Raw genomic sequence first — 26,447 nt, 5'->3', positions numbered from 1 at the left:
AAGCGATCCGACGAGCGGGAGCAGGCAAGATCTTCCCCACTGCGAGCGTGGGGAGAATAGTCTGAGGAAATGGATCGTCGCATCCTCGGGCTGGAGAACGAGTACGGCACCACGTTCACGTTCCGGGGGCAGCGCCGGCTCTCCCCCGACGAGGTGGCCAGATACCTGTTCCGGCGGGTCGTGTCCTGGGGCCGGTCGAGCAACGTGTTCCTCCGCAACGGCGCGCGTCTGTACCTGGACGTGGGCAGCCATCCCGAGTACGCCACCCCGGAGTGTGACAACGCCGTCGAACTCGTGACGCACGACAAGGCGGGCGAACGCATCCTCGAAGGTCTGCTCGTGGATGCCGAGAGGCGGCTGCGCGAGGAGGGCATCGCCGGCGACATCTACCTGTTCAAGAACAACACCGACTCGGCCGGCAACTCCTACGGCTGCCATGAGAACTACTCGGTGGAACGGCACGGCGAGTTCGGACGGCTGACCGACGTGCTGATCCCGTACCTGGTCACCCGGCAGCTCATCTGCGGCGCCGGGAAGGTGCTGCAGACGCCGCGCGGGGCCGTCTACTGCGTCTCGCAGCGGGCCGAGCACATCTGGGAGAGCATCTCGTCGGCGACCACCCGTTCCAGGCCGATCATCAACACGCGCGACGAGCCGCTCGCCGACGCCGAGCGGTTCCGCCGCCTGCACGTCATCGTGGGCGACTCCAACATGGGCGAGTCCACGACGCTGCTCAAGGTCGGCGCCACCGACCTGGTACTGCGCATGATCGAGGCGGGCACGGTGATGCGCGACCTGTCGCTGGAGAACCCGATCAGGGCCATCCGCGAAATCTCCCACGACTTCACCGGGCGGCGGCGGGTACGGCTGGCCAACGGGCGCGAGGCGTCCGCCTTGGAGATCCAGCAGGAGTACCTGTCCAAGGCCAAGGACTTCGTCGACCGGCGGGGCGGCGACCCGATCGCCCACCGGGTGCTGGAGTTGTGGGAGCGCACGCTGCGCGCGGTCGAGACCGGCAACCTCGATCTGGTGGCCCGTGAGATCGACTGGGTCACGAAATATCAGCTGATCGAGCGGTATCGCAAGAAGTACGATCTGCCGCTGTCCTCGCCGCGCGTGGCCCAGCTCGACCTGGCCTACCACGACGTGCACCGCAAGCGCGGGCTGTTCTACCTGCTGCAGAAGCGGGGCGCGGTGGAGCGGGTGGCCTCCGACGTCAAGATCTTCGAGGCCAAGTCGGTGCCGCCGCAGACGACCAGGGCGCGGCTGAGGGGCGAGTTCATCCGCAGGGCGCAGGAGAAGCGGCGCGACTACACCGTCGACTGGGTCCACCTCAAGCTCAACGACCAGGCCCAGCGCACGGTGCTGTGCAAGGACCCGTTCCGCAGCGTCGACGAGCGGGTGGACAAACTCATCGCCGACATGTGAGCCGGGCGAGGCCACGTGCGCGTAGGGGCAGCCCTACCGGGATCTTGGGTGGTGCCGTGACTGTGGCGCGGGCGGGTGTCGCGGGAAGGTCGAGGTACCTCTTCGACCCCCAAGGAGCACCGGATGTCTCGCCGTTTGCTGGCTCTTGTGATCGCCGTCCCCGTCGCCCTGGCGCCCGTGGCGCCCGCGTTCGCCGTCGCCGCGCCCTCTTTGCAGGCTCGGCTGGATCAGCTGACCGCTTCGCCGGACTTTCCTGGCGCGGTGGCGTACGTAAGGGATCGGGATGGCAAGGCTCGTACCGTCAAGGCGGGTACGGCGGAGCGCGGCACCCGGACGCCGATGCCCGGTGCGGACGGGCGGTTCAGGGTCGCCAGTGTCAGCAAGCCGATCATCGCGGCCACGGTCCTGAAGCTGGCCGATCAGGGGAAGGTCGAGCTGGACGAACCGGTCGAGCGCTATCTGCCCGGTGTCGTTCACGGCAAGGGGATCGACGGGCGGGAGATCACCGTCCGGATGCTTCTGCGGCAGACGAGCGGGCTGGCCGACTTCTCCGCCGCCGCCGACTGGTCGAAGATCGGGAAGCAGGATCTGCTCAAGCTGGCGCTGACCCTTGAGCCCACCCCTCGGGGGACGTTCGCCTACTCCAACACCAACTACCTGGTCCTCGGGATGGTCATCCAGGCGGCCACCGGGCGGGACTTCCGGGCGGTCAGCCGGGAGCTGGTGTTCGAGCCGCTCGGCATGCGCGACACCTACTGGCCCGCCAAGGGCGAGACCAAGATCCGGGGGCCGCACGCGCACGCTTACGGCGTGCATCCCATGCGGCCAAAGGACGGGGTCGTCGATGTGACCCGGCTGCCCGGCTACGAGTTCGGCCCCAGCGGCGGGCTGGTGTCCACGCCACGCGATCTCGACCGGTTCTGGCGGGCCGGGCCGGTGAAGGCGGGCAGGTTCGTGCCGGTGGCGGAGTCCGGCTGGCCCAAGGGTTCGCGCTATGGCCACGGCCTGATGGAGATCCCGCTCAGCTGCGGCCCGATGTGGGGGCACGCCGGTGACATCCTCGGCACCTCCACCTTCAGCGGGTGGAACCGCTCGGGGCGGACGGCGACCGTGTACGTGACGGGGAAGGCCGACGGCAAGCCGCGTGCTCAGCTCATCGCCGCTTTCGACGCCGCCCTCTGCGGCAAAAGCTGATCTCCGGGAACAGCGGCCGCGCACGCGCGGAGACCGGCGAAAGGGCGGCCGCGCACGCGCGGAGACCGGCGAAAGGGCGCCCGGAGATCCGGGAACAGCGGCCGCGTACAGTGAAACGCCCTGTGAGAGGGTCGGAGGGACAAGGGGGGCACGTGGAGGAGCGGGCGTCACTCGGGCGGCTCGCCCGGCAGCTCGAAGAGATCGTCGGTGAGCTGCGCGGCCTCCCCGTCGAGGTCGAGCGGCTTGAGGACAGCGAGCAGGTCAGGCAGCGCATCACCGAGCTGGCGCGGACCTCGCGTGAGCTGCGCGCCATGCAGCCCATCGGCGCCACGGACACCGGGCGGGCCGAGCAGCGCAACCGTCGCGAGGTGCTCGACTCGCTGGAGCGCGGCATGAGGATGCGGACGGTCGTGCACGCCAGTGTCCTGGACGATCCGCGCAAGGCGGCCCGGCTCCGGGAACTGCACGCGGCCGGGGATCAGCATCGTGTCGTCGACGAGCCGATTCAGCAGTTGCTCGTCTTCGACCGCGCGGTGGCCTTTCTCCGGATCACGCCGGTCCACGGGTCGCCCGGTGCGTTGCTGATCAGGCAGCAGAGCATGATCAGCATTCTGATCGCGCTGTTCGAGCAGACCTGGGCCAGGGCGAGGGAGGTCACCGATCCGGTGCCCAAGCTGAGCCCACGTGAGCGCGAGGTGCTCGCGCTGATCGCGGAGGGACGCTCCAACAGTGCCGTGGCCCGTGCGCTGTCGATCTCCGAGGCGGCCGTCGGCAAGCACGTGGCCGGGGTGTTCGCCAAGCTCGGCCTGCCCGCCACCGACGACGTGAACCGGCGCGTACTGGCGGTGCTCGCCTTTGTCCGGGGAGCGGTGAGGTAGGGCGAGCACTACCTCAGCCTCGATCCAGCCCCCTCGCGCGGACCTCGCGGCGAAGCCTTCAATGAAGGTCATGCAGCGTATGTCTGGATTGCTGGTGGGCGCCGTCTTCGGCGCGGTGTTCGTCGTCGTCAACGCGCAGGAACCGCTCGGCGGGGCGGTGGCGGCCGTTCTGCGGGTTCTGGCCGGCCTCGCCGCCGCGAGCGTCGTGGCGATGTGGTTCGTGGCGGTCAGGAGGGAGCGGCCGGTGCGGGAGCGGGGGCCGCGGCCGAACATGTTCGGGAAGGGCTATCTCGTCGTCGTGGCGGCGGAGGCGGTGCTGCTCTTCGGCGGCCTGCGGGTGCTGGCCGCCTGGGGGGTGCCCGCCCAGGCCAACGTGGCCTGGGTGGCGTTCGTCGTCGGCGTGCACTTCGTCGCGCTGGCGCCGATCTGGAAGGACTGGGCCATCGCGGTGCCCGGCGCGGTGCTCACCGTGCTCGGCGTCGCCGGGCTGGTCATGGCCGCCACGGCGGGCCTGGCCTGGGTGCCGTTCGTCAGCGGGGTGCTGTCGGGGGCGGTGCTGCTGGCCGGGAGCGTCACGTTCGGGTGGAAGGCGATCCGGTCCGCACCGGCAGGCGTTCCAGTCCGTGCATGAGCATGCCGGGGCGCCACGTGACCTCGGTTGAGGCGAGTTCGAGGTCGGGGAAGCGCTCCAACAGGTGCCTGAAGGCGATCTCGCCCTCGACGCGGGCCAGCGGCGCGCCCAGGCAGTAGTGGATGCCGTGGCCGAAGGCCAGGTGCTGGCCGGGATCGCGGGTGACGTCGAGTTCGTCGGCCCGCTCGTACTGCCCGGCGTCGCGGTTGGCCGACAGCAGGGAGACCAGGACGAGCGCCCCGGCCGGGATGTCCGTGCCGCCGATCGTCACCGGCTCGGTGGTGAAGCGGTAGGTGGAGGTGCTGATGGGGCCGTCGAAGCGTAAGAACTCCTCGACGGCCTGCGGCACCAGCGCCGGGTCGGCGCGCAGGGCGGCGAACTGGTCGGGACGGCTCAGCAGCGCGAGCATGCCGTTGGCGATCAGGTGCACGGTCGTCTCGTGCCCGGCGACGAGCAGCAGCCACGACGTGCTGACCAGCTCGGACTCGGTCATCCGGGTCTGGACCATGGCGCTGATCAGGTCGTCGCCCGGGTTGTCGCGCTTGGCGGCGCACAGCTCGCCCAGGTAGGCGATGGTGGCCTGGGCGGCTGCCACCACCTCGCCGGGGTCGAGCGCGGAGCCCTCGATCGTGGTGTTGGACCAGCGGATCACCTTGGGCCAGTCGGGCTCGGGGATGCCGAGCAGTTCGCCGACGACCATGGCGGGCAGCTGGACGGCGTACTCCTTGATCAGGTCGAACTCGCCGCCCAGACCGTCGAGGAGGCCGGAGCTGAGCTCCTCGATCCTGGGGCGCATCGCGCGGACACGGCCGGCGGTGAAGGCCTTGACGACCAGGCGGCGCAGGCGTTCGTGGTCGGGCGGGTCGGAGAAGAGCATGTTGTCGGGGACCACGGCGGCGGCGCCGCTGCTGTCGCCGCCCTCCATCTCGTTGGCCTTCATGATGTGGGGGTTGCGATGGAAGTCCTTGCTCAGGCGCGGGTCGTTGAGCGCGGCCCTGACGTCCTCGTACCTGGTCACCAGCCATACCCGGACGCCCTGGGAGGTGATGGTGTGGGCCACGGGCTGCTCTCGCCTGAGCTGGGCGTAGACGCCGTGCGGGTCGCGCAGATACTCCTGATCGAACACTTTGTTGATCACGGTTGCCCCTCCGCGGTAGAGATCTCAGACTATGCCGGATACGCGGCGGCGCGATGCTCGCTCGGGGTGACGCCGCGCAGGCGTTTGAAGGCGACGCTGAGCGTGAAGGCGTCGGAGTAGCCGACCCTCCTGGCGATGGACGTGAGCGTGGCGTCGGAGCCGCGCAGCAGGTCGGCGGCCACCTCGACGCGGCGGCCCGCGAGGTAGGCCATCGGCGGGCTGCCGACCCTGGCGGCGAAGCGGCGGGCCAGGGCGGCGCGGGAGACGCCGGTCGCGGCGGCCAGGTCGGCCACCGTCCACGGGCGGTCGAGCTTGTCGTGCAGCAGGCGCAGGGCGCGGTCCACCACCGGGTCCGCCGCCCGGTCCGCCGCCGTGGCCGCGCCCGGACGGTCGAACCACGCGCGCAGCGCCGCCACGAGGGCCAGGTCGAGGAGGCGGTCGAGTACGGCCTGCTGGCCGGGCCGTACCGCGGCGATCTCCTCGGAGAGCAGGTCGAGGGCCGGGTGGCGGCCGGCGGGCAGCACCAGGGCGGGCGGCAGCGCGCGCAGGAGGCGCTCGCCGATCGGGCCCTCGTAGGCGCCGCTGAGCATCAGGGCGTCGGCGTCGAGCCGAGGTCCGCAGGTGCGCGGGCCCAGGGTGAGCGCGTCGCCGAGTTCGGTGCCGTCCGCGAGCAGGCAGTAGGAGCCGGGTGTCACCATGAACCGCGGCGCGGTGCCCGGCGGGTCGGCGATCGTGTGGGTGCCGCGGACGACGGCCACGTCGCCCTGGCCGACGCGCAGCGGCTCGCCCTCCTCCGGCACGACCCACGCCTGCCCGCGGATCATCGTGGTCAGCGTCAGCGGTGCGCCCGAGGCGAAGCCCACGGCCCACGGCGTGTCCATGACCGACCGGCCGAACGTGGCGCCGCGCGCCCGTACCCCTTCCAGCAGATCAGCAAGCGCGTCCATGCCCTTGACTGTAGACGCTGAGACATTCAAGTGAGCGTCACGGCCATGGAGCGTCTGACAGCGGCCGGATTGACTGGTCCGCATGAGCGAACAGAATCCGATCCTGGTAGTGGGCGGCACGGGTACGACCGGCCGCCGGGTGGTGTCACTCCTGCGCGAGCGCGGGATCGCGGTGCGGGCGGGCTCCCGCTCCGGGCAGACACGCTTCGACTGGAGCGACCGGGCGACGTGGGACGCGGCGCTGGCGGGCGTGCGGGCCGTGTACGTGGTTCCGCTGGACGGGGAGCTGCTCACCCGGCCGTTCGTGGAGCGCGCGGTGGAGCTGGGCGTGCGGCGGATCGTGCTGCTGTCGGGGCGCGGCATCGACGTTCCCGGGTACGGCGACGTGACCAGCGGCGTAGGGGCCACGCACGCCGACGGCGAGAAGGCGGTGCGCGCGTCCGGCGTCGAGTGGACGATCGTGCGGCCAGGCTGGTTCGCGCAGAACTTCAGCGAGGGCTTCTTCCGCGAGGCGGTGGCCACCGGCGAGCTCAGGCTCCCGGCCGGCGACGGCGCCATCTCCTTCGTGGACGCCGCCGACATCGCCGGGGTCGTGGTCGCCGCGCTGACCGGTGCGGGCCACGCCGGGCAGGTGTACGAGCTGTCGGGGCCACGCGCGCTGACGATGGCCGAGGCGGCCGCCGCCTACTCCGCGGCGAGCGGCCTGCCGCTGAGCTACGTGGACGTGGACCCGGAGGCGTTCGTGGCCGAGCTGGTGAAGGAGGGCTGGCCGGTGGCCGACGCCGAGGGGTACGCCGCCGCGATCGCCCCTGCCCGCCTGGGGATGGACGCCCACCTCTCCGACGGCGTCCAGCGGGCACTCGGCCGGCCGCCGACGGACTTCGCCGACATCGTATGGAAGTAGCGGTGTCAATATCGCGTATGCGTTGCGAGGGGATGGCGTATAGATAGCGGACATCGGCTGACCTGCGGTGTTACCTGGATGTATGCGTATCTTGCCGCTCGGTGGGTTGGTCGTCGGCGCCTTCGTCACGGCCGTGTTGTCCTGCGCGGTGGCCGCGCCGCTGTTCCCGGAGGCCGCGGCCCGGACGGCGGTGGTGGCGTTGCTGGTCGGGGCCTACTCCCTGTGGGGGCGGAGCCCGCTCGTGGCGCTGGCCGCCGCCGGGATGGCCTGGTTGTTCGTGACCGGGTTCCTGGTCAACGGCCTGGGAGTGCTGACGTTCGCCGAAGGGGACCTGGTCAGGCTCGGCGTGCTGGTGGCGGCCGGGATCGGCGGGTACGTCACCGGGGCGGCTCCGGCGGTGCGGCGGCTCGTCGTTCAGTCGTGGAGGGGCAGGCCGGCCAGTTCGGCGCGCGAGGCGACACCCAGCTTGGGGAAGGCCTTGTAGAGGTGGTGACCCACCGTGCGCGGGCTGATGAACAGCTGGGCGGCGATGTCCCGGTTGGACAGGCCCTGCGCGGCCAGCCGTACGATCTGCAGCTCTTGCGGGGTCAGCCCGGCGAGGACGCCGGGGGCCGCGCGGCGGATGGTGAGCCCGGTGGCGTGCAGTTCGGCGTCGGCGCGTTCGGCCCACGGCCGGGCGCCGACGCGGTCGAAGCGCTCCAGCGCCGCGGTCAGGTGCGTGCGCGCCTCCGCCTTGCGGCGGGCACGCCGCAGCCACTCGCCGTAGAGCAGTTCGGTGCGCGCGTGCTCGAACGTCCTGCTGTCCTGCTCGTGCAGGTGTAGCGCGGCGCGGTAGTGCTCCTCGGCGCCGGGCTCCAGCAGCGCGGCGCACCGCTCGGCGAGCGCGCCGACCGCGGCCCGCCGCAGCCGCCGCGCGAGCTCGGCGAATCGCCGGTACGGCTCCGCCGCCCGCTCCGGGCTTCCCAGCCGTACCGCCGCCTCCACCAGGTCGGGAGCGCACCGCTGACCGGGAAGCTGGTGGCGGGCGGGGCCGTCGGCCACCCGTTCCAGGTGCTCCAGCGCAGGTTCGGCCCGTCCATGGGCGAGGTCGAGCAGCCCGAGCGCCCAGTCGGCCCGTGGCGCGCCCGGCGAGAAGATCTTCCCGTCGGAGGACGACCTGGTCCGCGCGGCCAGGGCGCGGCAGCGCTCCTCGTCCCCCTCGACGGCCGCCAGATAGGCAAGCACGCCGGCGGACAGGCTGCTCCACTGCCACTGGCCGGTGTCCTCCGCGATCGTGAGCGCCTCGGTGGCGCTGCCCTCGGCGTCGCGGTGCCGGCCGAGCGCGCTCTCCGCGACCGCCAGGTGGTACAGGGCCGGCGGCAGCAGCCCGATCGTCCCCGCCGCCCGGCTCTCCGCGGTGACCTCGGCCGTCAGGTCGTAGGCCTGGTAGTCGAGCCCGGCGATGAGGCCGAGCCCTGCGATGTGCATGAGGTGCAGCGGTTGGGCGTGCCCGCGGCGGGCGGCGGCCACGACCTCGCCCATGGGCGGCAGTCCCTCCGTGGAACGCTCCATGGCCAGCGAGACGATCCAGTCCTGGACCAGGCGGAGCGGCCCCGCTCCCCCGCCGATGGCGTCGAGCTGGTCGGCGGTGCGCGCGACCATGTCGCGGTCCCCGGCGAACCAGGCGTTGCCGACCGCGTCCATGAGCGTGCCGAGCGCGGCGTCGGGGTCGTCGTCCCTACCTGCCGCGACCTGCTCGATGAGCACGCGGTTGGCCTGCCGGAAGGCGCCCTGCCCGGACAGGGCGGCGGCGAGCGCGCGGGCGAGCCTCCGGCTCAGCGGCGCGTCATGCGCCTCAGGACCGGCGCTCGGCGGCGCGTCACGCACCTCGGGGCGAGAGCTCGGCGACGGGTCGCGGAGTTCGGGGCGGGCGCGTTCGGCCAGGGTGCGTGCCCGGTCCAGTTCACCGGCGGCCAGCGCCGCCTCGGCCGCCTGGACGAACAACCTGCCGCGCGCGGGCGGGCTGAGCTCGGCGGCGCGCTCGTAGGCGGCGGCCGCGGCGGCGTGGCCGTTGCGCTCGGCGGCCTGGGCGGCGGCGCGCTCCAGTTCGGCCGCGGCCCGCTCGTCCGTGCCGGTGGCGGCGGCGGCCAGGTGCCAGGCGCGCAGGTCCGCGCGTTCGGTCCCGGCCAGCGCGTCGGCCAGGGCGCGGTGGGCGGCGAGGCGCTGGTCGAGGGTGGCGCCCTGGTAGACGGCGGCGCGGACCAGGGGGTGGCGGAAGGCGAGCCGCCGGTCGGCCTCGTCGAGGCGGACCAGGCCGGCCTCGATCGCGGGCGGCAGGTGCCGTACGTCATGGGGCGCGGCGCGCAGGATCACGGCGAGTTCGCCGCTGTCGTCGGCGGCGGCGAGCAGGAGCAGTTCGCGCGTCGGCGCGGGCAGGCGGGCGACCTGGCCGTGGAAGGCGGCCTGGAGCCGGTCGGTCAGGGGCAGGGGCCCGCACGTGCCCGTGTCGAGGACGAGGGGCAGTTCGATGAGGGCGAGCGGGTTGCCGGCGGCCTCGGCCAGCACGCGGGCGCGCACGTCCGGCGCCAGCGTGGCGTCGCGCTCGTCGACCAGGGCGGCGGCGTCCCGCGGCGCGAGCCCGGTCAGGGAGAGCGAGGGCAGGCCGGGCGCGGCGAAGGCGGGCCGGCCGTCGCGGGCCGCGAAGATCATGGCGGTGGACTCGGCGCCCAGCCGCCTGGCCGCGAACAGCAGCGCTTCCGCGGACGGCCGGTCGAGCCACTGCGCGTCGTCGACCAGGCAGAGCAGCGGCACCTCCGCGGCCAGCTCCGACACCAGCGACAGGACGGCCAGCCCGACGAGCATCCGGTCAGCCGGTACGGCGGGCCCCAGCCCGAACGCGCTCTCCAGCGCCCGCCGCTGCGGCGCCGGCAGGCCCGCCACCCCGTCGAGCACCGGCCGGAGCAGCAGGTGGAGCCCGGCGAAGGGCAGTTCGGCCTCGAACTCGATACCGCAGCCGCGCAGCACCCGCATGCCCTCAGCGGTGTCGGCGGCACTGTCGGCGGCACTGTCGAGCAGTGCGGACTTGCCGATGCCCGGCTCGCCGCGCAGGACCAGGACGCCGCTGCCGCCGGCTCGCGCGGCCCGGACGAGCCGGTCGACGGTGGCCAGTTCCGAGGAGCGTCCGTGCAGCACAGGTCACGCCCCTGCCTGTGTCTGCGCGGCCGCCACGATGCGCTGGAGCGCCGCGGCGTGGCGCTGGAAGGCCTGGCGGCCCTGTGGGGTGAGCCGTACGTGGGTGCGCCTGGCCCGGCTCTCCTGGCCCTTGTGGACTTCGACGTATCCGGCTCCGGCCAGCGCGGACACCTGCTTGGACAGGGCCGAGTCGCTGGTGCCGACCGTGTCGCGGAGGAAGGCGAAGTCCACCCATTCGGCCGGGGCGAGCAGTGCCAGGACCGAGAGCCTCGCGGGCACGTGCAGGAAGTCGTCGAACTCCGGGTCCATCAGCCGTTCCTCCTCATGATCGCAAGGATGGCACGGCGGAGCAGGGGCGTGGTGGCCAGGTAGACCACGGCGACGGCGGCGGCGCCCACGGTGGCCTGCGACCACTGCCCCTCGGCCGGGATCCCGAACAGGAAGAAGGCGGCCATCCGCCCGATGACGAAGATCACGAAGAGGGCGGCGATCCACCCGGCGTGCAGCAGGAAGTCGAGGCCGGTCGACTTCCCGCGCGCGGTGGCCCGGTGCTCCCGCACGATGCCCGTCGCCGCGTAGAGCCCCATGCCGAGGACGAGGGCGACGAGGTTCCAGGGATTGGGGAGGTCGGTGCCGGCCAGGGCGGCGAAGAGGCCGAGCGCGGCGAGGAACACGTAGGGGCGGGCGGTGGCCTGGCGGGCGATCTCCCGGCGCGTGGTGTCCTCGCCGCGCCGGATGTCGTCGAGGGCGGATCGGGCGTCGTACTCGTTCATGGCATCCCCGTTGGTCGGACTACTTTCCTGACAGGAAAGTATCATCTACTTTCCTCCAAGGAAAGTCGTCGAGGTTCCGGATGATCCTCGTCGTAGACATCGCGGTGATTTATCTCGATAATTCGGGTTAACCCGGCGCGAGCCCCCAGCCTCGCAACCCTGTTTTTCCGTCATGTCCTGTGACCTGCCGCGCACAGAAGCGGCAGAAGGGTTGTCCGCCAATGAAGCGAACGTCAATGAGGCGAGCATCGTCGCGCCTCCTCGTGCTGGCCGCATCCTTAGTCCTGGCGCTGGCCGGCGTCCTGGTCGTCCAGACCTCGGCCCAGGCAGCCAACCTCCTCGTGAACCCGGGCTTCGAGTCAGGAGCCCTGTCCCCCTGGTCGTGTACCGGCGGCCTCGGGTCGGCGGTCACGACCCCCGTGCACTCCGGCTCACAGGCGCTGGCGGGCGCCGCGAGCGGATCCGACAACGCCAAGTGCACCCAGTCGGTGAGCGTACGGCCGAGCACCGCGTACACGCTGACCGCCTGGGTGCGCGGCAGCTACGTCTACCTCGGCGTGACCGGAGGCAGCGCCCGCTGGGCCTCCTCCACCACCTACACGCAGTTGTCGGTCTCCTTCACGACCGGCGCGAACCAGAACACCGCCGAGGTCTACCTGCACGGCTGGTACGGCCAAGGCACCTACTACGCCGACGACATCAGCTTCGACGGCCCCGGCGGCCCGAGCCCGACCCCGACCATCACCCCGACCGTCACCCCGACGCCCACGATCAGCCCCACCCCGACCATCTCCCCCACCGTGACGCCCACGCCGACGCCGACCGACACCACCTGCGCGGTGAAGTCGCGGCCCACCGGCAAGGTTCTGCAGGGCTACTGGGAGAACTGGGACGGCGCGATCAACGGCGTGCACCCGCCCTTCGGCTGGACCCCGATCACGGACCCGCGCATGAAGGCGCACGGCTACAACGTGATCAACGCCGCCTTCCCCGTGATCCGCTCCGACGGCACCGTGCTGTGGGAGGACGGCATGGACGTGACCGTCAAGGTCTCCACCCCGGCCGAGATGTGCCAGGCCAAGGCGGCGGGCGCGACCATCCTGATGTCCATCGGCGGCGCCGCCGCCGGCATCGACCTCAGCTCCAGCACCGTCGCCGACCGGTTCGTCGCGACCGTCGTGCCGATTCTCAAGCGCTACAACTTCGACGGCATCGACATCGACATCGAGACCGGCCTGACCGGTAGCGGCAACATCAACACGCTGTCGGCCTCGCAGTCGAACCTCATCCGCATCATCGACGGCGTGCTCGCCCAGATGCCGTCGAACTTCGGCCTGACCATGGCGCCGGAGACCGCGTACGTGACCGGCGGCAGCGTCACCTACGGCTCGATCTGGGGCGCCTACCTGCCGATCATCAAGAAGTACGCCGACAACGGCCGCCTGTGGTGGCTGAACATGCAGTACTACAACGGCAGCATGTACGGCTGCGCCGGCGACTCCTACTCGGCCGGGACCGTCCAGGGCTTCGTCGCCCAGACGACGTGCCTGAACAACGGCCTGGTCATCCAGGGGACGACGATCCGCGTGCCGTACGACAAGCAGGTGCCGGGACTGCCCGCACAGCCCGGCGCAGGTGGCGGCTACATGTCGCCCTCGCTCGTCTCCCAGAGCTGGAACAGCTTCAGCGGCCAGCTCAAGGGCCTGATGACCTGGTCCATCAACTGGGACGGCTCCAAGAACTGGACGTTCGGCGACAACGTCAAGGCCTTGCAAGGGAGATAATTAACAGAGACGGACCGTCTCGTCTCTGATAACGTCGATCTCGTGACCCGCCGCAACGAGGCCTCCAGGCAGGCCATTCTCACGGCTGCCTTCGACCTCGTGGGCGAGATCGGCTATAGCAAGCTGAGCGTCGAGGGCATCGCTTCCCGGGCCGGGGTGGGAAAGCAGACCATCTACCGCTGGTGGCCGTCCAAGGGGGCGGTGCTCCTCGACGCTTTGCTGATGACCATGGGCGGGCCGCTCGGCGACCTGCCCGACACCGGCGATCTGGAAGCCGACCTGCGCACGATCCTGTTCGCGACCGTCGAGGAGTTCCGCGATCCCCGGCTCGACGGCGTCATGCGGGCACTCATCGGCGAGATCGCGCACGACGCCGGCCTCGCCGCGATCTACGCCGAGCGCGTCGACGGGCCGGTGCGCGAGCTCAAGCGCCGCCGCCTGCGCGCGGCCCAGGAGGCCGGTCAGCTCGACCGCGATCTCGACCTCGACGCCGCCCTCGACCTGCTGTGGGGGCCGCTGCTCAGCCGCTGGCTGCAGCGCACCGGCCCCCTGGACCACGACTTCGCGGCCAGGACGATCACCATGGCTCTGTCCGGCATGAGCAGAAAGATGTAGTCCGGAATCGTCAACCGGCAGGAAGATGCACGGCGTCCTGGTCACTACCGTTCTGTCCAGACAGTCGTTTGCTGGAACAGAAGAGGTTCACATGACATCCGCCCGCAAGACCATCATCACCGGCCTGGTCACCTTCGCCGCCGGACTGGCGCTGTGGCTGTGGGGACTGGACGTCGAGATCGTGGTCTTCACCCCGTCGAAGTTCGGCGTCGTCCTCATGGTGATCGGCGGCCTTGAGCTCCTCTACGGCGTCTTCAAGGCCGTCCGCTCGACCGCGTAGGTCGTCTGGACCATCCCCGCGTCCAGCGTCCTCGTGGCCAGGTGCCGCAGCGAGATGTCCGCCTCCAGCGGCCCGAACAGCGGGATGCCGGTGCCGATCAGCACCGGCACCGTGCTGATCGTCAGCTCGTCGATCAGCCCGGCGCGCAGGAACGACTGGATGACCTGGCCGCCGTCGATGTAGGCGGACTTGACGCCCCGCGCGTTGAGACCCTCGACCACCTCGTCGAGGCTTCGGTAGATCGTGATCCGCGGATCGTCGGTCTCCAGAGTGGTGCTGAGCACCACGACGTTCAGTCCGTTGTACGGCCAGTTCTCCTCGCCGAACCCGATACCCGCCTCGTACGTGCCGCGGCCCATCACGATCGTGTCGATGTCGGCGATGAAGTCGTCGTAGCCGTACTCGCCGGTCGCCTCACCCCTGCTGGTCAGCCATTCGAGGTCGCCGTCGAGCCGGGCGATGAAGCCGTCGACGCTGACGCCGATGAAGACACAAGACTTGAAACCCATGCCTGCGACCTTACGGAAGGCGACCTGGGCGGGAATCAGTCGCGGTATAGGTATCTCGGCTGGACCGGCATCACGTAGCCGACGCCGCGCAGCGTGCGGATGTAGGTGGTGTTCAGGTCGGCCTGGCTCAGCCGGGAGCGCAGGCGGTAGACGGCCGACTTCACCATGTCCCTGCCGCCGGGCACGTCGCCGGTGCCCCACCCGGCCATCAGCAGCCGGCCCATCGACTGGGGCACGCCCTGGTGGGCGGCCAGCTGGGCGAGGAGCTTGAACTCGACGAACGGCAGGTCGAGGCGGTGTCCGGTGACGTACGCGGCGTGCTCGCCCATGTCGAGGACGAGCTTGCCGGCCCGGATGACCTGGGGGGCGGGGCGGGGCCGTACCGGGGGCTGGGGCTGCGGCGGCTGGGGAGCGGCCGCCGGCTCGGGCGGGGCCGAGCGGCTGCGGATCTTCTGAAACATCGATCAGCCCGTCCATGGTCGGCATGAGCACGTCGATTGTGTCAGTTACCAGGCTATTCCGGAAAGCCGCCTCCCGCCCAGGAGCCCTAGGGTGAGCCTCATGAGCTCACCCACTGCCCAGCGCCTGGGCGTCGTGCCGTCCGTGTTCGCGGTGGAGCACCTGCCCCACGCGACCTTCCCCGAGGACGACGAGTGGATCGCGCTGGTGCGCGCTCCCGAGGGCCTGACCGTGGTGCGCGAGACCTGGCCGACCGGCTCCGGCGAGCGCTGGATCGGCCTGTACGGCGGCGCCACCGCCCACGGCCCGGACACCCCCGGCATGCTGGCGGCGGTCGTGAGCCCGCTGGCCGAGGCGTCGATCCCGGTGTTCGTGGCCTCGACCTTCCACGCGGACCTGGTCCTGGTGCCCGAGCACCGCGTCAGGGAGGCCGTCGAGGTCCTGGAGCGGGCCGGGCACCGGGTGGACGCCAAGAACCTCGGCTAGGCCCGTGGCCGCAGGTCGGTGCGGGCCTGGCCGGTCTCCGGGTCGCGGGGGTAGGACAGGTGCTGGTGGACCATCAGCCACCGGCCGCCCGCGCGCCGGAAGATCCGGGTCGCGCGCGACCACGTCTCGAAGCCCTCGCCGCGTACGACGTTGACGCACCAGGCCACCGCGAGGTCGTCTCTGGTCAGCACCGTCAGGCCGGGGTTGTCCAGGGTGACGCCGGGTGTGTCGAGGCCACGCGCGCAGACCTCCCGCACGGCCTCGACGCCCCGGTACTCCAGCGGCGTCTCGTGCTCGTAGGAGACCACGTCGCCGGCGATGGTCGCCATCATGCCGTCGAGGTCTCCGGCGGCGGTCTGGCGCGACCAGGTCTCGTGCAGTTCGCGGATCTCCCGCTCGGCGCCGGCCGGCACGGTGAGCGGGAAGGAGTGGTGCTCGTGGGTGACGACCCACCGGCCTTCCTCCTTGCGCAGGCCGATCGTGAGCCGCAGCCGGTTGCCCGGGTCTTCGGCGAACTCCCGCACGGTGCCGCAGCGCAGCAGCGCGTGGGCGAAGGCCACGTCGTCGCCGGCCGTGACCTCCAGCGACTCGATCTCGAACACCGCCCCCGAGGCCTGCCACTCGAAGAAGGGCGGCCAGGTCTCGCGGTAGGCGTCGATGCCGCGCACGCCCTGGTTGGGCGGCGGCACGTCGTACATCACGATGTCCTCGGCATGGTCGGCCAGCACGCCTTCCAGGTCGCCGCGGTGCACCGCCTCGGCCCAGTTCTCGATCAGGGTGCGGATCCGCTGCTCGTCGGTCTTCATGGTCGGTCCCTTCGGTTGGTGCCTTCGGGACTACAACCCGGGTGGTGGCGAGAACTCATCGCGGGGCAGCGAGGTCGGCAGGCCGTACTCGGAGAAGTCGGCCCGGAGGAAGGAGACGACCTCGGCGATCCGGGCGCCGCGCAGGCGGAGCAGGTCGAGGCCGGTGGGGACGTAGGCGTCGCGTTCCGCGTCCCACATGTAGGTGGCGAAGGTGATCTGGCCGTTGGCGTGGGCGGGCAGGATGCGCCAGCGGTAGGTCAGCGGGCCGTCCTCCAGGAAGCCGCGGATGCCTTCGTGGCCCTGGTACCAGACGGTCAGCGGCGGCATGGAGTACTTGGCGTCGTCGGTGAGCATGGCCACGATCGAGGCGACGTCGCGGGCTTCCCAGGCGGCCATGTAGCGCTGGGCCAGCTCCCGCTGCGCGGCCTCGCCCAGCGTGTCGAGCGTCTGGCGCTGGCTGGTCTCGGGCAGAAGCTCGGTCAGGACCTTCCTGGCCCGCTGCAGGGCGCTGTTGACCGCGGCTACCGTGGTGCCGAGCTGGTCGGCGGCCTCGCGTGCCGCGTAGCCGAGCACGTCGCGCAGCAGGAGCACCGCCCGCTGCAGGGGCGACAGGTGCTGCAGGGCCGCCACGAACGCCAGCTCCACGCTCTCGCGGGCCAGCGCCCTGGCCTCGGGCCCGAGCTCGGCCGTCCAGGTCATCAGCCGGTCGGGGTACGGCTCCAGCCACTCCTTCTCCGCCAGCGGCACGCCGTCAGGACTCAGGTCGGTCGGCAGCTCACGGCGCCCGCGGCGCTCGATCAGCGTGAGCGACCGGTTCGTGGCGATCTTGTACAGCCAGGGCCGGATGCCGCCCCGGTCCTCGAAGCGGGGCAGGGCCCGCCAGGCCCGGTCGAGCGCCTCCTGCACCGCGTCTTCCGCGTCGTGGAGCGAGCCCAGCATGCGGTAGCAGTGGGCGCGCAGCTCGTCGCGCAGCGGGCCGACCAGCTTGCCGAAGGCGTCGTCGTCTCCGGCGCGCGCGGCGGCCAGGAGGTCTTCGGCCGTGGTGTCGTCCATGCCCCCATCTTCACCTGCGGGCCCGCCGTACCGCCTGCTTGAATTCCGGGCACTCCACGAGCGGGTCGTGATCGCAGACGGCGGCGTGGCGCAGGCTGTCGCGCAGGCGGGTGAGCTGCTCGACGCGCTCGTCCACCTCGCGCTCCTTGGCGGCGAGGTGGGCGCGCAGGACCTCGTCACCGGGCCGGGCGCTCAGGAAGCGGGCGATCTCGGCGAGCGTGAATCCGGCGTCGCGGGCGCAGGTGATGAGCGCGAGGCGGTCGAGGATGCCGGGGTGGTAGGCGCGGCGCAGGCCGTTGCGGCCGTCGGCCGCGATGAGGCCCTTGCGCTCGTAGAAGCGCAGCGCCGACGGGGCCAGCCCGGAGCGGCGCGCCACTTCGCCGATGTCGAGTTCCATCTGACTCCTTGACTTGAAGCGTGGTTCAAGTAGGAGCCTAACGGCATGAGAGTTCATCACCTCAATCTCGCTTCCATGCGGACCATCGACGCCACCGACGACTCCCTGCCGGCCGCCGCGGCCGTCTGCCACGCCCTGCTGGTCGAGACCCCCGCCTCCGGGCTGGTGCTGGTCGAGGCCGGGCTCGGGCAGGACGACGTGGCCAGGCCCGGCGAACTGCTCGACCCCGAATGGACCCAAGCCGTCGAGCCCGCCCTGCGCCCGGCGGAGACGGCCGTGCGGCAGGTCGCCGCGCTGGGGTACGACCCGGCCGACGTGCGGCACGTCGTGCTCACCCACCTCGACGTGGACCACAGCGGCGGCCTGCCCGACTTCCCGCGGGCGCGGGTCCACGTGATGGCGGCCGAGCTGGAGGCGGCGCTTGAGGAGGCGCCCAGCCGCCGCTACCGGCCCGGCCACTGGGCGCACGGCCCGCTCTGGGAGACCTACCGCCCCTCGGGCGAGACCTGGTACGGCATGGCGGGCGCCGTGCCCCTGACCGGACTGCCGCCCGAGTTTCTGCTGGTCCCGCTGGGCGGGCACACACGCGGGCACGCGGGGGTCGCGGTGCGGAACGGCACGGGCTGGCTGCTGCACGCCGGCGACGCCTACTTCTACCACCGCGAGCTGGACGAGAAGGAGCCCGAGGTCCACCCGCTCATGGACATCCTGCAGAACTCCTCCCAGGTGGACGCCGAACTGCGCCTGGCCAACCGGGACCGGCTGCGCGTACTGCGGCACGAGCACGGCGTGGAGGTGATCTCCGCGCACGACCCGTGGGAGTTCGCCCGGCACGCGCCCCTGACATGAGCGTGCCCGGCGCGAATCGCGCCGGGCACGCCGTGGGACCCGGGTCAGGCGGGGGAATCCACCCGGGTCTGGGTTCAGCCGACCACGAGCCTCAAGCTGTAGGCCCCGAGGATCTCGTTGACCGGCTGGTGATAGGTCGTCCCTCCGCTGGAGCAGTTGCCAGAACCGCCAGAGGTGACGCCCTGGGCCTGGCTGCCGGAGATGAACGAGCCACCGGAGTCACCGGGCTGCGCGCACGCGCTGGTGCGGGTCAGGCCGTTGACGGTGCCCTGCGGGTAGCGCACCGTGGCGTTGTGCTGCTGGATGGTTCCGCAGCGCCATCCGGTGGTGGAACCGGAGCGGCAGATCGAGGCTCCGACGGAGGCCTGGGTCGAGCCGCGGACGATGACGTTCTGGCCACCGGAGCCGCGTACCCACGGACGGACCGTGTTGCCGGGAGCCGCGACCCACGCGTAGTCGTTGCCGGGGAACGACGAGCCGCGGAACGTGCCCGTCGGGTTGGTCGTGCGCGAGCCGACGCGGCCGCAGTGACCTGCGGTCACGAAGCCGGGGGTCGTGCCCTGGGTCACGGAGAAGCCCACGCTGCATCGGCTGGAGCCGATGTAGTAGGGGGCGCCGCCGATGATGTCGATGAACGGCTGGGGGTTCTCGGTCGTGACCGAGATCTGCACGGCGGCGCGGTCCACGCCCGCGGCGGCCACGAGGGCCTCCCCGGCTTCCGGCGTGCCGGCCTGGACGGCGACGGTGTTGGTGGTCACGTCGACGAACCACAGCGCGCCCGAGCCCTTGGCGGCGGCCGCGTCAAGCTGGTCCTTGACGGCGGTGAGCTGGGCAAGCGTACGTGAGACGACGACGGGCTGAGCGCCCTGGGCTTCGATCGACGCGGTGGCGGCCTTGTCGGTCGTGGCGACGTTCAGCTTGGAGGCGTCGGCGTTCAGCCAGGCGCCCGCGTACGAGGCGCCGAGCTGGGTGGTGAGCTTGGCTTCCGCGGCGGCGGCGCGCTGCTCGTTGGCGAGGCGGGTGTGCACCTGCTGTTCGGTGAGACCGAGGTCCCGCTCCATGGCGTCGACCATGGCCGGGGGTGCCTGCTCGGGGGCGGCGGACGGGGGATCTGCGTGGGCGGCGGTAACCGGGCCCGCTAAGCAGAGCGCCACGATCGTGGCGGTGACGAGTGCGGAGCGTTGACTCGACATATGCACTCCTTTTCGGGGGGTGCTGTCAAATTAACGTTTGCCGTACCGGCCTTTCCATCCCAAAGGGGTCCTTATCAGGGCGTTATGCAAGCGCGTTCCACGGCCTCTACCACGGGCGCGGCACCGTCCTCGGCCGCGATCCGGCCCGCGATTTCCTCCGCCCGGGTACGGCAGAGCACCGCCTCGGCCACCGCCGAAGCCAGCCGTCCGGCGGTGATCCGCCCGGTGAGCGGAGCCGGGGCCACCCCCAGCCACCCCAGCCAGAGCGGGGTCGCCCCCAGACCTGCCTCGTCACCGCCGAGCGGCCCTGTCACGCCGGTCTGCACGATGCCGCGCATCCCGGCCAGGCGCAGTGCGGCCAGGGCCAGTTCGGTGAAGCGCCCGGCCGCGGCGCCGCGGGCGGTGGAGGCGATCCTGGACCGCTACCTGGACTAGAGCGGGAGGACGGCCACCGCCTCCACCTCGACGAGCTGGTCGTCGTAGCCGAGCGCGGCCACGCCGAGCAGGGTGCTGGGGGCCTCGTGGCCGCCCATGTACTCGCGGTAGACGTTCCACGCGGCGACCAGGTCGGCCCGGCTGGTGGAGGCGACGTAGACGGTGGTCTTGGTGATGTCGGTCAGCTTGGCGCCCACCTCCTCCAGGGAGATCACGAGGTTGCGCATCACCTGGCCGGCCTGCCCGGCCACGTCGCCCACCGCGACGGTCCTGCCCTCGCGGTCGAGGGGGCAGGCGCCGGCCACCCAGATGTTGCGCACCGGGGCGTCGGCCACCGCGGCGTAGGCGTATTCGACCCGCGCCAGGCGGTCGCTGTACTCAAGACGAACACTCATGATCTCTCCTTAGTCCGGCCAGACAGGGGAACGGCCCAGCATCGCGACGATCCGGTCAAGCCGTGTACCCCCGGGCCACGCTACCTCCGGGGCGAAGGCGGCGCCGGGAGCCGTACGGGCCTGACCTCCGGGTACGGCCTGCGCCACGGGGAGCGCGGCGTCGAGCAGGTCGGTCTCGAACTCCAGGGCCACGCCCAGCGTCCTGGCGACGTCCCAGGCGTGGACGACGTAGTCGATGAAGTGGAAGCCGATCGCCCGTTCCGCGGGCACGACCACGCCCAGCTCCGGCAGCGGGAACTCGGCCACGACGTCGCCGGCGAAGGCGGTCAGCACGCGGCCGGCGGCCGCGCGGTAGGTGCCCGCAGGGTCCTCGCCCAGGTCGCGCGGCCGCCACGCGTCGAGCCCCTCCTCACCTCGCGAGGCGGCGGCGAAGCCGTTGTGCTGGGCGGTCATGTGCGCGAGCAGGTCACGCAGGGCCCACCCGGCGCACGGGGTCGGCCTGGCGAGGTCGGCCGCGCGCACCCGGTCCACGAGCGCGACGCTCGCCCGGACGGCGCGTGCGTCCAGTTCGATAAGCATGTGCACATCATCTACATGGGCTTATCGTAAGTCAATCGATATCGTGGCGGGGTGACCGAACGCCGCGACCTCGCCGCGATGCTCCATCCGCTGGTGAAGGCCCTGATCGCCGCGGAGATCAGGGTGCTGGAGCCGCATGGGATCTCCATGTGGGCCTATGTGGTGCTCAGCGCGCTGGACGACGGTCCGGTGCGTACCCAGGCCGCGCTCGCGGAGGCGGTCGGCGCGGACAAGACGCGCATCATCGGGACCCTCGACCGGCTCCAAGAGGCCGGGCTGATCACCCGTGAGCCGGATCCCGGCGACCGCAGGGCCCGGCTCCTGGCGATCACCGACGAGGGCCGGCGCAGGCGGCGGGCGGCGCGGGCCGACATCCAGGAGGGCGAGGAACGTCTGCTCGCGGCCCTGCCCCCCGGTGACCGCGCGGCATTTCTCCGAGGGGCCGAGACGCTGGCCAATAATGTGGCCCCGTGACCCAGGACCCCACCGAGATCAGCCACTGGCGGGCCCTCCGTCTCCTCCAGGCCCGCATGGACGAGGACATCGCCCGGCTCTACACCGAGGCGCGCATCGACGGGCTCAAGCCCAGCTATGTGATGGAGCTGATCAAGCTGCATCTGCGGGGGCCGATGAGCATCAAGGAACTGGCCGAGGCCGTGCAGCGCACGCACTCGGCGCTCAGCCAGAAGGTCGCCGCCATGCGGCGGGCGGGGCTGGTCGAGACCGTCACCGGCGCCGACGCGCGCAGCAAGCAGGTCATGCTGACCGAGCGGGCCACCGGCATGATCGACCGGCTGATGGCCGAGTGGCGGGCCACCGAGAGCGCCCTGGCCGAGCTTGAGTCCGAGATCCCCTACCCGCTCGGGCAGGTGGTCCTGGACGTCGAGCGGGCGTTGGAGCGGCGGAGCTTCCACGACCGCATCGCGGAGAAGCTCGCCACGGACCCCGCGTGGATCAACCCGGAGGGCTGAAGACGGCACGCATGCGGGCGCGCAGCCAGGCGTGAGCCGGATCGGCGTCGTGTCGGGGATGCCAAGCCTGCGAGAGCTCGATCGGGGGCAGATCCACCGGGATCGGGAAGGTCACCAGGCCCAGGAGTTCCACCGCCGACCTGACCTGCCACTCGCCCGCCATGCCGACCAGGTCGGTCTCCCGCGCCAGGAGGAGGGAGGCGGTGAACGTCGGAACCGTCCCCCGCACCCTGCGGGACAGGCCCAGGGCGGCCAGCGCGTCGTCGATCGGCCCGCGGGTACGCCCTCTGCGCGAGGCGATGACATGCTCGGCGGCGGCGAAACGCTCCGGGGTGATCGGGCCGTCCAGCAGCGGGTGCCCGGCCCGCACCACCCCCACGGGACGGTCGCGGACCAGCGGCTCCACCAGGGTCTCCGGCTCCGGGTCGGTGATGACGGTGACCTCCAGGTCGGCCAGGCCCTCGCGCAGCACACGCTGGTCGCCCGGCCCCTCGGGGATGAAGCGCAGCCGCACACCCGGCGCCGAGACGGCCAGCTCGGTCAGCAGGGGCGCCGCCGCGGCCTGGATCACCGCGTCGGAGGCCTGCACCACGAAGTCGCGCACGAGCGTCGCCGGATCCGGCTCGCCCGGCGGCGTGAACACCCGCCGCGCCGCCTCAACGACCGCGCGCACCTCCGCCCGCACGGCCAGCGCCCGCGGCGTCGGCACCATCCGCTGACCCGACCTGACCAGGATCGGATCGTCCATGGCCACCCGGATACGGCCGAGCGTCCTGCTCATCGCCGGCTCGGACAGGTGCAGCCGCCGCGCGGCCCCGGAGACGCTGCCCTCGTCGAGCAGCACGTCCAGCGCGATCAGCAGGTCGAGGCTCGGTTGCGTTTGACGCATATATCACCTGCCAAAGTTGCATTTGAGGTTAGGCCGGGCTCCACCCTACGGTGAATCCGCGGAAACCATCCACCTCATGCCAAGGGGACACCCATGCCCGTCACCAGGCCCGGCCCGGTTCTCGCCGTCATGTCGGCCGCCGTGGTCGCGGCGATCGCCCTGGTCGCCGCCGTCAACCTCGCCCTGCCCACGCTCGCCGCGAGCGGCCTGCACCCGTCGCCGTCACAGCTCGTCTGGATCGTCGACTCCTACGTACTGGTCTTCGCCTGCCTGCTCATTCCCGCGGGCGCGGCGGGAGACCGCTTCGGCCGTAAGGGCGTGCTGCTGGCCGGGCTCGGCGTGTTCGCGGCCGGTTGCCTGGCCGCCGCGCTCGCTTCGGACGTGGCCGTCCTGATCGCCGCCCGCGCGCTCAGCGGCGCGGGCGCCGCGATGATCATGCCCGCCTCACTCGCCCTGTCCGTCCACGCCTACCCACCGGAACGACGCGGTCACGCCGTAGCCGTCTGGACCGCCGCCACCGGCGTCGCCGGAGTGGCCGGCAACGTCGGCGGCGGGCTGATCATGCAGTTTCTGCCGTGGCAGGCGCTCTTCGCGGTCATGGTGCCGATCGCCGCGGTCCTCGCGGTGCTCGCCGCCCGCCTGGCGCCCCGCGTCACCCGGCACGAAGCCGCACTCGACCTGCTGGGCGCGGCGCTGCTGACCGCCGCCTCCTTCGCGCTCGTCGGCGGCATCATCGAGGGGCCCGAGGCGGGCTGGACCAGCCCGGGGGTGCTCGCCGCCTTCGCCGGCGCGCTGCTGCTGTTCGCCTGGTTCGCCGTCCACCAGACCCGTACGGCCCTGCCGCTCCTCGACCCGAGGCTGTTTCGCGCGGCCGGGCTGCGCGCCGGCATCCTGGGCGTGGCGGTGACGTTCTTCGGGATGTTCGCCCTGTTCTTCGTCAACGCCCGCTACCTCCAGGAGGTCAAGGGCTTCTCCCCCTTGCTGACCGGGCTGGCAATCCTGCCGATGACGGTCCCGATGATCGTGCTCTCGCGGATGTCGGGCCGCCTGCCACGGATGCCCGCGGTGGCCGCCGGGCTCGCCGGGAACGTGGCCGGGCTGGTCCTGCTGTCGTTCGCCGACGCGGCGATGCCGTACCCGGTCTATGCGGCGGGGCTCGTGGTGATGGGCGCGGCCATGGGGTTGTGCCTGCCCGTGCTCTCCCACGAGATCATGGCGGCGCTGCCGTCCGAGCGGGCCGGACTCGGCTCGGGGCTCAACAGCGCCGCCCGCGAACTGGGCAGCGCCGTCGGCGTGGCGGTCATGGGAACGGTCGCCGCCGCGAGTGGCACCGGCGCCGCCTACCTGGTGGTGGCCGCCGTCGTCCTGGTGGGCGGCGCGGTCTCGCTGGGGTGGCTCGCGAGCCGGGCGGCGAGACCGCGCTCGGGTGATCCCGTGGGTCAGTACTCGTAGGCGCCGGCCTCGATGGCGCCGTCCTTGCCCACGGCGACTCCGGCCAGGTCGAGGTCGTTGAACTTGGTGGTGCCCAGGCCGATGGCCGGACTGCCGGCGCGCAGGCGCAGCGGATTGGCGGGGTCGAAGCGCGGGTCGGCGTACTTGCTGTCCGGGCTGTGCGGCATCTGGTACTGGCCGCCGTGGAAGACGTTGCGGTGGTTGTCGGTGAAGCCGGACTCGGAGTACGCGCTCTTCCTGGCCGCGAAGACGATGTTCTGCGACATCGACAGGTGCCGGTTGGTGCAGCCGGCGTCGCAGACCACGCCCTCGGCCGCCGGGTTGGTCAGGTGGATGGAGTTGTTGTTGAAGGCGGTGGCGAAGACCGGTCCGTTGGGCTCGGGACGGCCGTCCTCGTGGACGGGGCCCCGGGTGACCAGGCCGCCGCGGCCCTTGGCGCCGTAGATGGCGTTGTACTCGAAGACGTTGCCGGTGGAGACGCCGTCCTGGTCGTCGCTGTAGGTGCCGAGTTCGGTGAAGGTGTCGTTGTCGATCGAGATGTTGTGGTGGACGCGGTTGCGGGAGCCGTAGAAGATCTCGACGGCGGCGCCGTCCCACACGTAGTCGTGGCTTGGGGCGATCGAGCCCTTCATCGTGTTCCAGCCGATGTTGGAGTCGTCGCCGTGCACGAGGATCGCGAACGCGCCGGAGTCGTCGTTGTCCGGTACCGGCGAGTTCTCGCTCATGTGGTTGTTGTTGACGAACTCGTTGGCGGTCACCGCCGCGTACTTCGTACCCTCTTCGATGAAGACGCCCGCGGCGGCGCCGGTGATGTAGTTGCGCTCGACCACGTTGTCATCGCCGCCCACCTTGACGCCCGCCCAGGTGCAGCGGCCTTCGTCGCCGTCCACGCCCACCTGGAGGTTGTGGATCTCCAGGTGGTCGCCGGCGAGATCCACGCAGGCCTCGCCGTCGCCCTTCACCACGGGCCTGGCGCCGGTGCCGTAGGCGTCGATCACGATGGGGGCGGCGGCGGTGCCCGACTCGGTGACGGCCAGTTGACCCGTCCAGGAGCCGCCGCGGCGCAGCAGCAGTCTGGCGCCCGCGGGCAGGTTGGCCGCCGAGGCCTTGGCCAGGGTCTTCCAGGCCGTGGCGGGCGTGGTGCCGGCGCCGGAGTCGTCGGCCGCGGCGCTGTCGAGGTAGTAGACGGGGGCGGCGGACGCAGAGGCGGAACTTGCTCCGAGGCCGGCGCTCGCCAGCGCGAGAGCGACGGTCACGCAGATCCTTAACACGGAAGGCCTCACCTTCTCGACAAAGATCGGTCAGCCGCCACGATACGACAAATTGGGAGCGCTCCCAAGGATTTTCGCGTCCGCCTCGAAGAACGCCAGGATCACCGCGGCCACCGCCAGGTGGACGCCGGGCACCGGCCATCAGGTGATCTTCGGCCTCCTGCTCGCGGTCCCGGCCGCACTGGTCCTCCGCTACAGCCTGCGGAGCAGGTAGGTGTCCATGATCCAGCCCTTGCGCTCACGGGCCTCCGCGCGGAGCCGCCGGATCTCGTCGGCGACCTCGGGCACCGGCCCCTCGACCCGGATCTCGTCCGGCGTGCCCAGGTAGGCGCCCCAGTAGATGTGCCAGTCCGCCCCCAGCCCGCCGAAGGAGCAGTGCGCGTCGAGCATGACCAGGACGTCGTCGGCCGGTGGCCCCTCCGCCGCCAGGCGGCGGCCGGTGGTGATCTGGACCGGACGTCCCACGCGGGTGAGGCTCGCGCGGTGGGTGGCGGTCAGCGCGGAGACGCTGGTGATGCCGGGCACCACCGCGTACTCGAAGGCCACCCGGCCCGCCGCGAGGATCTCCTCGACGATGGCCAGCGTGCTGTCGTACAGGCCCGGATCGCCCCACACCAGGAAGGCCCCGGTCTGCCCGTCGGACAGTTCCTCGGCGATCAGCCGCTCGCAGACGGCGGCCCGGCGCGAGCGCCAGTCCTCGACCGCACCGGTGTAGGCGGGCGTGGTGCGGTCCCGCTCCGGATCCTCCGCCTCCACGATCCGGTACGGCTGCCGCCCATGCTCCTCGATCATCCGCTGCCGGAGATCGACCAGGTCGTGCTTGGCCGCGCCCTTGTCCAGGACGAAGAAGACCTGCGCGGCGGCGATGGCCTTGACGCCCTGGAGCGTGAGGTGGTCGGGGTCACCGGCGCCGATGCCGATGATGAGGATGCGTTTCACCGGAGAGAGTCTGCCTTCGGA

Annotated in this window: 31 protein-coding genes; 14 read left to right on the top strand and 17 right to left on the bottom strand. The window is 71.6% G+C overall.

What is annotated here, in order from left to right; genetic code table 11:
• Window positions 1-69: 69 nt before the first annotated feature.
• The 4 genes from pafA (at window position 70) to ACIBKY_RS51885 (ending at window position 4,131) form a co-directional block, all read left to right on the top strand.
• Complete coding sequence (gene pafA, locus ACIBKY_RS51900) at window positions 70-1,428, top strand: Pup--protein ligase (protein WP_397109569.1); 1,359 nt, start codon at window positions 70-72, stop codon at window positions 1,426-1,428.
• A gap of 123 nt (window positions 1,429-1,551) precedes the next feature.
• Entirely contained in the window at window positions 1,552-2,622 is a 1,071-nt protein-coding gene (locus ACIBKY_RS51895) for a serine hydrolase domain-containing protein (RefSeq protein ID WP_397109567.1), read from the top strand.
• A gap of 152 nt (window positions 2,623-2,774) precedes the next feature.
• The gene (locus tag ACIBKY_RS51890) at window positions 2,775-3,500 is read left to right on the top strand and encodes a LuxR C-terminal-related transcriptional regulator (protein ID WP_397109565.1); all 726 of its coding nucleotides are present in this window, start codon (window positions 2,775-2,777) and stop codon (window positions 3,498-3,500) included.
• 79 nt (window positions 3,501-3,579) lie between these two features.
• On the top strand, window positions 3,580-4,131 hold the full coding sequence (locus tag ACIBKY_RS51885; protein ID WP_397109563.1) for a hypothetical protein: 552 nt from the start codon (window positions 3,580-3,582) through the stop codon (window positions 4,129-4,131).
• Here the strand turns inward: ACIBKY_RS51885 and ACIBKY_RS51880 are convergent.
• Both ACIBKY_RS51880 and ACIBKY_RS51875 read right to left on the bottom strand, forming a co-directional pair.
• Window positions 4,073-5,269, bottom strand: coding sequence for a cytochrome P450 (locus ACIBKY_RS51880; RefSeq protein WP_397109561.1), 1,197 nt, complete (start codon window positions 5,267-5,269; stop codon window positions 4,073-4,075). The genes ACIBKY_RS51885 and ACIBKY_RS51880 overlap by 59 nt on opposite strands.
• 29 nt (window positions 5,270-5,298) lie before the next feature.
• Window positions 5,299-6,216: an AraC family transcriptional regulator gene (locus ACIBKY_RS51875; protein ID WP_397109559.1), complete on the bottom strand. Its 918-nt coding sequence runs from the start codon at window positions 6,214-6,216 to the stop codon at window positions 5,299-5,301.
• An 82-nt stretch (window positions 6,217-6,298) separates the two neighbouring features.
• Between ACIBKY_RS51875 and ACIBKY_RS51870 the strand changes: the two genes are divergently transcribed.
• Both ACIBKY_RS51870 and ACIBKY_RS51865 read left to right on the top strand, forming a co-directional pair.
• The gene (locus ACIBKY_RS51870; RefSeq protein ID WP_397109557.1) at window positions 6,299-7,120 is read left to right on the top strand and encodes an NAD(P)H-binding protein; all 822 of its coding nucleotides are present in this window, start codon (window positions 6,299-6,301) and stop codon (window positions 7,118-7,120) included.
• Between the two features lie 82 nt (window positions 7,121-7,202).
• A complete protein-coding gene (locus ACIBKY_RS51865; protein ID WP_397109555.1) occupies window positions 7,203-7,604 on the top strand; it encodes a hypothetical protein in 402 nt (133 codons plus the stop codon).
• Here ACIBKY_RS51865 and ACIBKY_RS51860 read toward each other — a convergent pair.
• From ACIBKY_RS51860 to ACIBKY_RS51850, 3 genes are read right to left on the bottom strand one after another with little or no spacing between them, the layout of a single operon-like run.
• The gene (locus tag ACIBKY_RS51860) at window positions 7,535-10,291 is read right to left on the bottom strand and encodes an AAA family ATPase (protein ID WP_397109553.1); all 2,757 of its coding nucleotides are present in this window, start codon (window positions 10,289-10,291) and stop codon (window positions 7,535-7,537) included. The genes ACIBKY_RS51865 and ACIBKY_RS51860 overlap by 70 nt on opposite strands.
• A gap of 3 nt (window positions 10,292-10,294) precedes the next feature.
• The gene (locus ACIBKY_RS51855; RefSeq protein WP_397109551.1) at window positions 10,295-10,600 is read right to left on the bottom strand and encodes a winged helix-turn-helix domain-containing protein; all 306 of its coding nucleotides are present in this window, start codon (window positions 10,598-10,600) and stop codon (window positions 10,295-10,297) included.
• Window positions 10,600-11,064 (bottom strand): hypothetical protein, encoded by a 465-nt coding sequence (locus ACIBKY_RS51850; protein ID WP_397109549.1) that lies wholly within the window; start codon window positions 11,062-11,064, stop codon window positions 10,600-10,602. Before ACIBKY_RS51850 ends, ACIBKY_RS51855 begins: the two co-directional genes overlap by 1 nt.
• A 236-nt stretch (window positions 11,065-11,300) precedes the next feature.
• Here ACIBKY_RS51850 and ACIBKY_RS51845 point away from each other — a divergent pair, with 236 nt between their 5' ends.
• From ACIBKY_RS51845 to ACIBKY_RS51835, 3 genes are all read left to right on the top strand, one after another.
• Window positions 11,301-12,848 (top strand): glycosyl hydrolase family 18 protein, encoded by a 1,548-nt coding sequence (locus tag ACIBKY_RS51845; protein WP_397109547.1) that lies wholly within the window; start codon window positions 11,301-11,303, stop codon window positions 12,846-12,848.
• A gap of 42 nt (window positions 12,849-12,890) precedes the next feature.
• Complete coding sequence (locus ACIBKY_RS51840) at window positions 12,891-13,463, top strand: TetR/AcrR family transcriptional regulator (protein WP_397109545.1); 573 nt, start codon at window positions 12,891-12,893, stop codon at window positions 13,461-13,463.
• Between the two features lie 91 nt (window positions 13,464-13,554).
• The gene (locus ACIBKY_RS51835; RefSeq protein ID WP_397109543.1) at window positions 13,555-13,743 is read left to right on the top strand and encodes a DUF5708 family protein; all 189 of its coding nucleotides are present in this window, start codon (window positions 13,555-13,557) and stop codon (window positions 13,741-13,743) included.
• Here the strand turns inward: ACIBKY_RS51835 and ACIBKY_RS51830 are convergent.
• Together ACIBKY_RS51830 and ACIBKY_RS51825 are read right to left on the bottom strand one after the other, a co-directional pair.
• The gene (locus ACIBKY_RS51830; RefSeq protein WP_397109541.1) at window positions 13,707-14,252 is read right to left on the bottom strand and encodes a dihydrofolate reductase family protein; all 546 of its coding nucleotides are present in this window, start codon (window positions 14,250-14,252) and stop codon (window positions 13,707-13,709) included. The genes ACIBKY_RS51835 and ACIBKY_RS51830 overlap by 37 nt on opposite strands.
• A 35-nt stretch (window positions 14,253-14,287) precedes the next feature.
• Window positions 14,288-14,713, bottom strand: a complete 426-nt coding sequence (locus ACIBKY_RS51825; RefSeq protein WP_397109539.1) for a winged helix-turn-helix domain-containing protein — start codon at window positions 14,711-14,713, stop codon at window positions 14,288-14,290.
• A 100-nt stretch (window positions 14,714-14,813) separates the two neighbouring features.
• Between ACIBKY_RS51825 and ACIBKY_RS51820 the strand changes: the two genes are divergently transcribed.
• Window positions 14,814-15,197, top strand: a complete 384-nt coding sequence (locus ACIBKY_RS51820) for an ACT domain-containing protein (RefSeq protein ID WP_397109537.1) — start codon at window positions 14,814-14,816, stop codon at window positions 15,195-15,197.
• Here ACIBKY_RS51820 and ACIBKY_RS51815 read toward each other — a convergent pair.
• The 3 genes from ACIBKY_RS51815 to ACIBKY_RS51805 are packed head-to-tail and all read right to left on the bottom strand — an operon-like array spanning window position 15,194 to window position 17,453.
• Complete coding sequence (locus ACIBKY_RS51815) at window positions 15,194-16,003, bottom strand: YybH family protein (RefSeq protein ID WP_397109535.1); 810 nt, start codon at window positions 16,001-16,003, stop codon at window positions 15,194-15,196. The genes ACIBKY_RS51820 and ACIBKY_RS51815 overlap by 4 nt on opposite strands.
• 30 nt (window positions 16,004-16,033) lie before the next feature.
• On the bottom strand, window positions 16,034-17,056 hold the full coding sequence (locus tag ACIBKY_RS51810) for a sigma-70 family RNA polymerase sigma factor (protein ID WP_397109533.1): 1,023 nt from the start codon (window positions 17,054-17,056) through the stop codon (window positions 16,034-16,036).
• A 10-nt stretch (window positions 17,057-17,066) separates the two neighbouring features.
• On the bottom strand, window positions 17,067-17,453 hold the full coding sequence (locus ACIBKY_RS51805) for a MerR family transcriptional regulator (protein WP_397109531.1): 387 nt from the start codon (window positions 17,451-17,453) through the stop codon (window positions 17,067-17,069).
• Between the two features lie 75 nt (window positions 17,454-17,528).
• Between ACIBKY_RS51805 and ACIBKY_RS51800 the strand changes: the two genes are divergently transcribed.
• Window positions 17,529-18,302 (top strand): MBL fold metallo-hydrolase, encoded by a 774-nt coding sequence (locus ACIBKY_RS51800; RefSeq protein WP_397109529.1) that lies wholly within the window; start codon window positions 17,529-17,531, stop codon window positions 18,300-18,302.
• Window positions 18,303-18,376: 74 nt separating this feature from the next.
• Here the strand turns inward: ACIBKY_RS51800 and ACIBKY_RS51795 are convergent, their stop codons facing one another.
• From ACIBKY_RS51795 to ACIBKY_RS51780, 4 genes are all read right to left on the bottom strand, one after another.
• Entirely contained in the window at window positions 18,377-19,495 is a 1,119-nt protein-coding gene (locus ACIBKY_RS51795; protein ID WP_397109527.1) for a S1 family peptidase, read from the bottom strand.
• 74 nt (window positions 19,496-19,569) lie between these two features.
• Window positions 19,570-19,809, bottom strand: coding sequence for a hypothetical protein (locus ACIBKY_RS51790; protein ID WP_397109525.1), 240 nt, complete (start codon window positions 19,807-19,809; stop codon window positions 19,570-19,572).
• 117 nt (window positions 19,810-19,926) lie between these two features.
• A complete protein-coding gene (locus ACIBKY_RS51785; protein ID WP_397109523.1) occupies window positions 19,927-20,325 on the bottom strand; it encodes a RidA family protein in 399 nt (132 codons plus the stop codon).
• 9 nt (window positions 20,326-20,334) lie between these two features.
• Complete coding sequence (locus tag ACIBKY_RS51780) at window positions 20,335-20,904, bottom strand: TIGR03086 family metal-binding protein (RefSeq protein ID WP_397109521.1); 570 nt, start codon at window positions 20,902-20,904, stop codon at window positions 20,335-20,337.
• Window positions 20,905-20,955: 51 nt separating this feature from the next.
• On the opposite strand from ACIBKY_RS51780, the gene ACIBKY_RS51775 reads away from it, so the two are divergent.
• Both ACIBKY_RS51775 and ACIBKY_RS51770 read left to right on the top strand, forming a co-directional pair.
• Window positions 20,956-21,378 carry a MarR family winged helix-turn-helix transcriptional regulator gene (locus tag ACIBKY_RS51775; RefSeq protein WP_397109519.1) on the top strand — a complete coding sequence of 141 codons (423 nt, stop codon included), beginning with the start codon at window positions 20,956-20,958 and terminating at the stop codon, window positions 21,376-21,378.
• Window positions 21,375-21,875 (top strand): MarR family winged helix-turn-helix transcriptional regulator, encoded by a 501-nt coding sequence (locus ACIBKY_RS51770; protein ID WP_397109517.1) that lies wholly within the window; start codon window positions 21,375-21,377, stop codon window positions 21,873-21,875. Before ACIBKY_RS51775 ends, ACIBKY_RS51770 begins: the two co-directional genes overlap by 4 nt.
• On the opposite strand, the gene ACIBKY_RS51765 is transcribed toward ACIBKY_RS51770, so the two are convergent.
• Window positions 21,859-22,764: a LysR family transcriptional regulator gene (locus ACIBKY_RS51765; RefSeq protein ID WP_397109515.1), complete on the bottom strand. Its 906-nt coding sequence runs from the start codon at window positions 22,762-22,764 to the stop codon at window positions 21,859-21,861. The two genes, ACIBKY_RS51770 and ACIBKY_RS51765, sit on opposite strands and share 17 nt — an antisense overlap.
• Before the next feature lie 93 nt (window positions 22,765-22,857).
• Between ACIBKY_RS51765 and ACIBKY_RS51760 the strand changes: the two genes are divergently transcribed.
• A complete protein-coding gene (locus ACIBKY_RS51760; protein ID WP_397109513.1) occupies window positions 22,858-24,216 on the top strand; it encodes an MFS transporter in 1,359 nt (452 codons plus the stop codon).
• Here the strand turns inward: ACIBKY_RS51760 and ACIBKY_RS51755 are convergent.
• Both ACIBKY_RS51755 and cobF read right to left on the bottom strand, forming a co-directional pair.
• Window positions 24,204-25,472 carry a right-handed parallel beta-helix repeat-containing protein gene (locus ACIBKY_RS51755; protein ID WP_397109511.1) on the bottom strand — a complete coding sequence of 423 codons (1,269 nt, stop codon included), beginning with the start codon at window positions 25,470-25,472 and terminating at the stop codon, window positions 24,204-24,206. The genes ACIBKY_RS51760 and ACIBKY_RS51755 overlap by 13 nt on opposite strands.
• Window positions 25,473-25,679: 207 nt before the next feature.
• Entirely contained in the window at window positions 25,680-26,426 is a 747-nt protein-coding gene (gene cobF, locus ACIBKY_RS51750; protein WP_397109509.1) for a precorrin-6A synthase (deacetylating), read from the bottom strand.
• Between the last annotated feature and the right edge of the window lie 21 nt (window positions 26,427-26,447).

The organism is Nonomuraea sp. NPDC050394 (assembly GCF_044459065.1).
Taxonomy (GTDB): Bacteria; Actinomycetota; Actinomycetes; order Streptosporangiales; family Streptosporangiaceae; genus Nonomuraea.
This window is presented reverse-complemented; position numbering and strand designations above follow the sequence as displayed.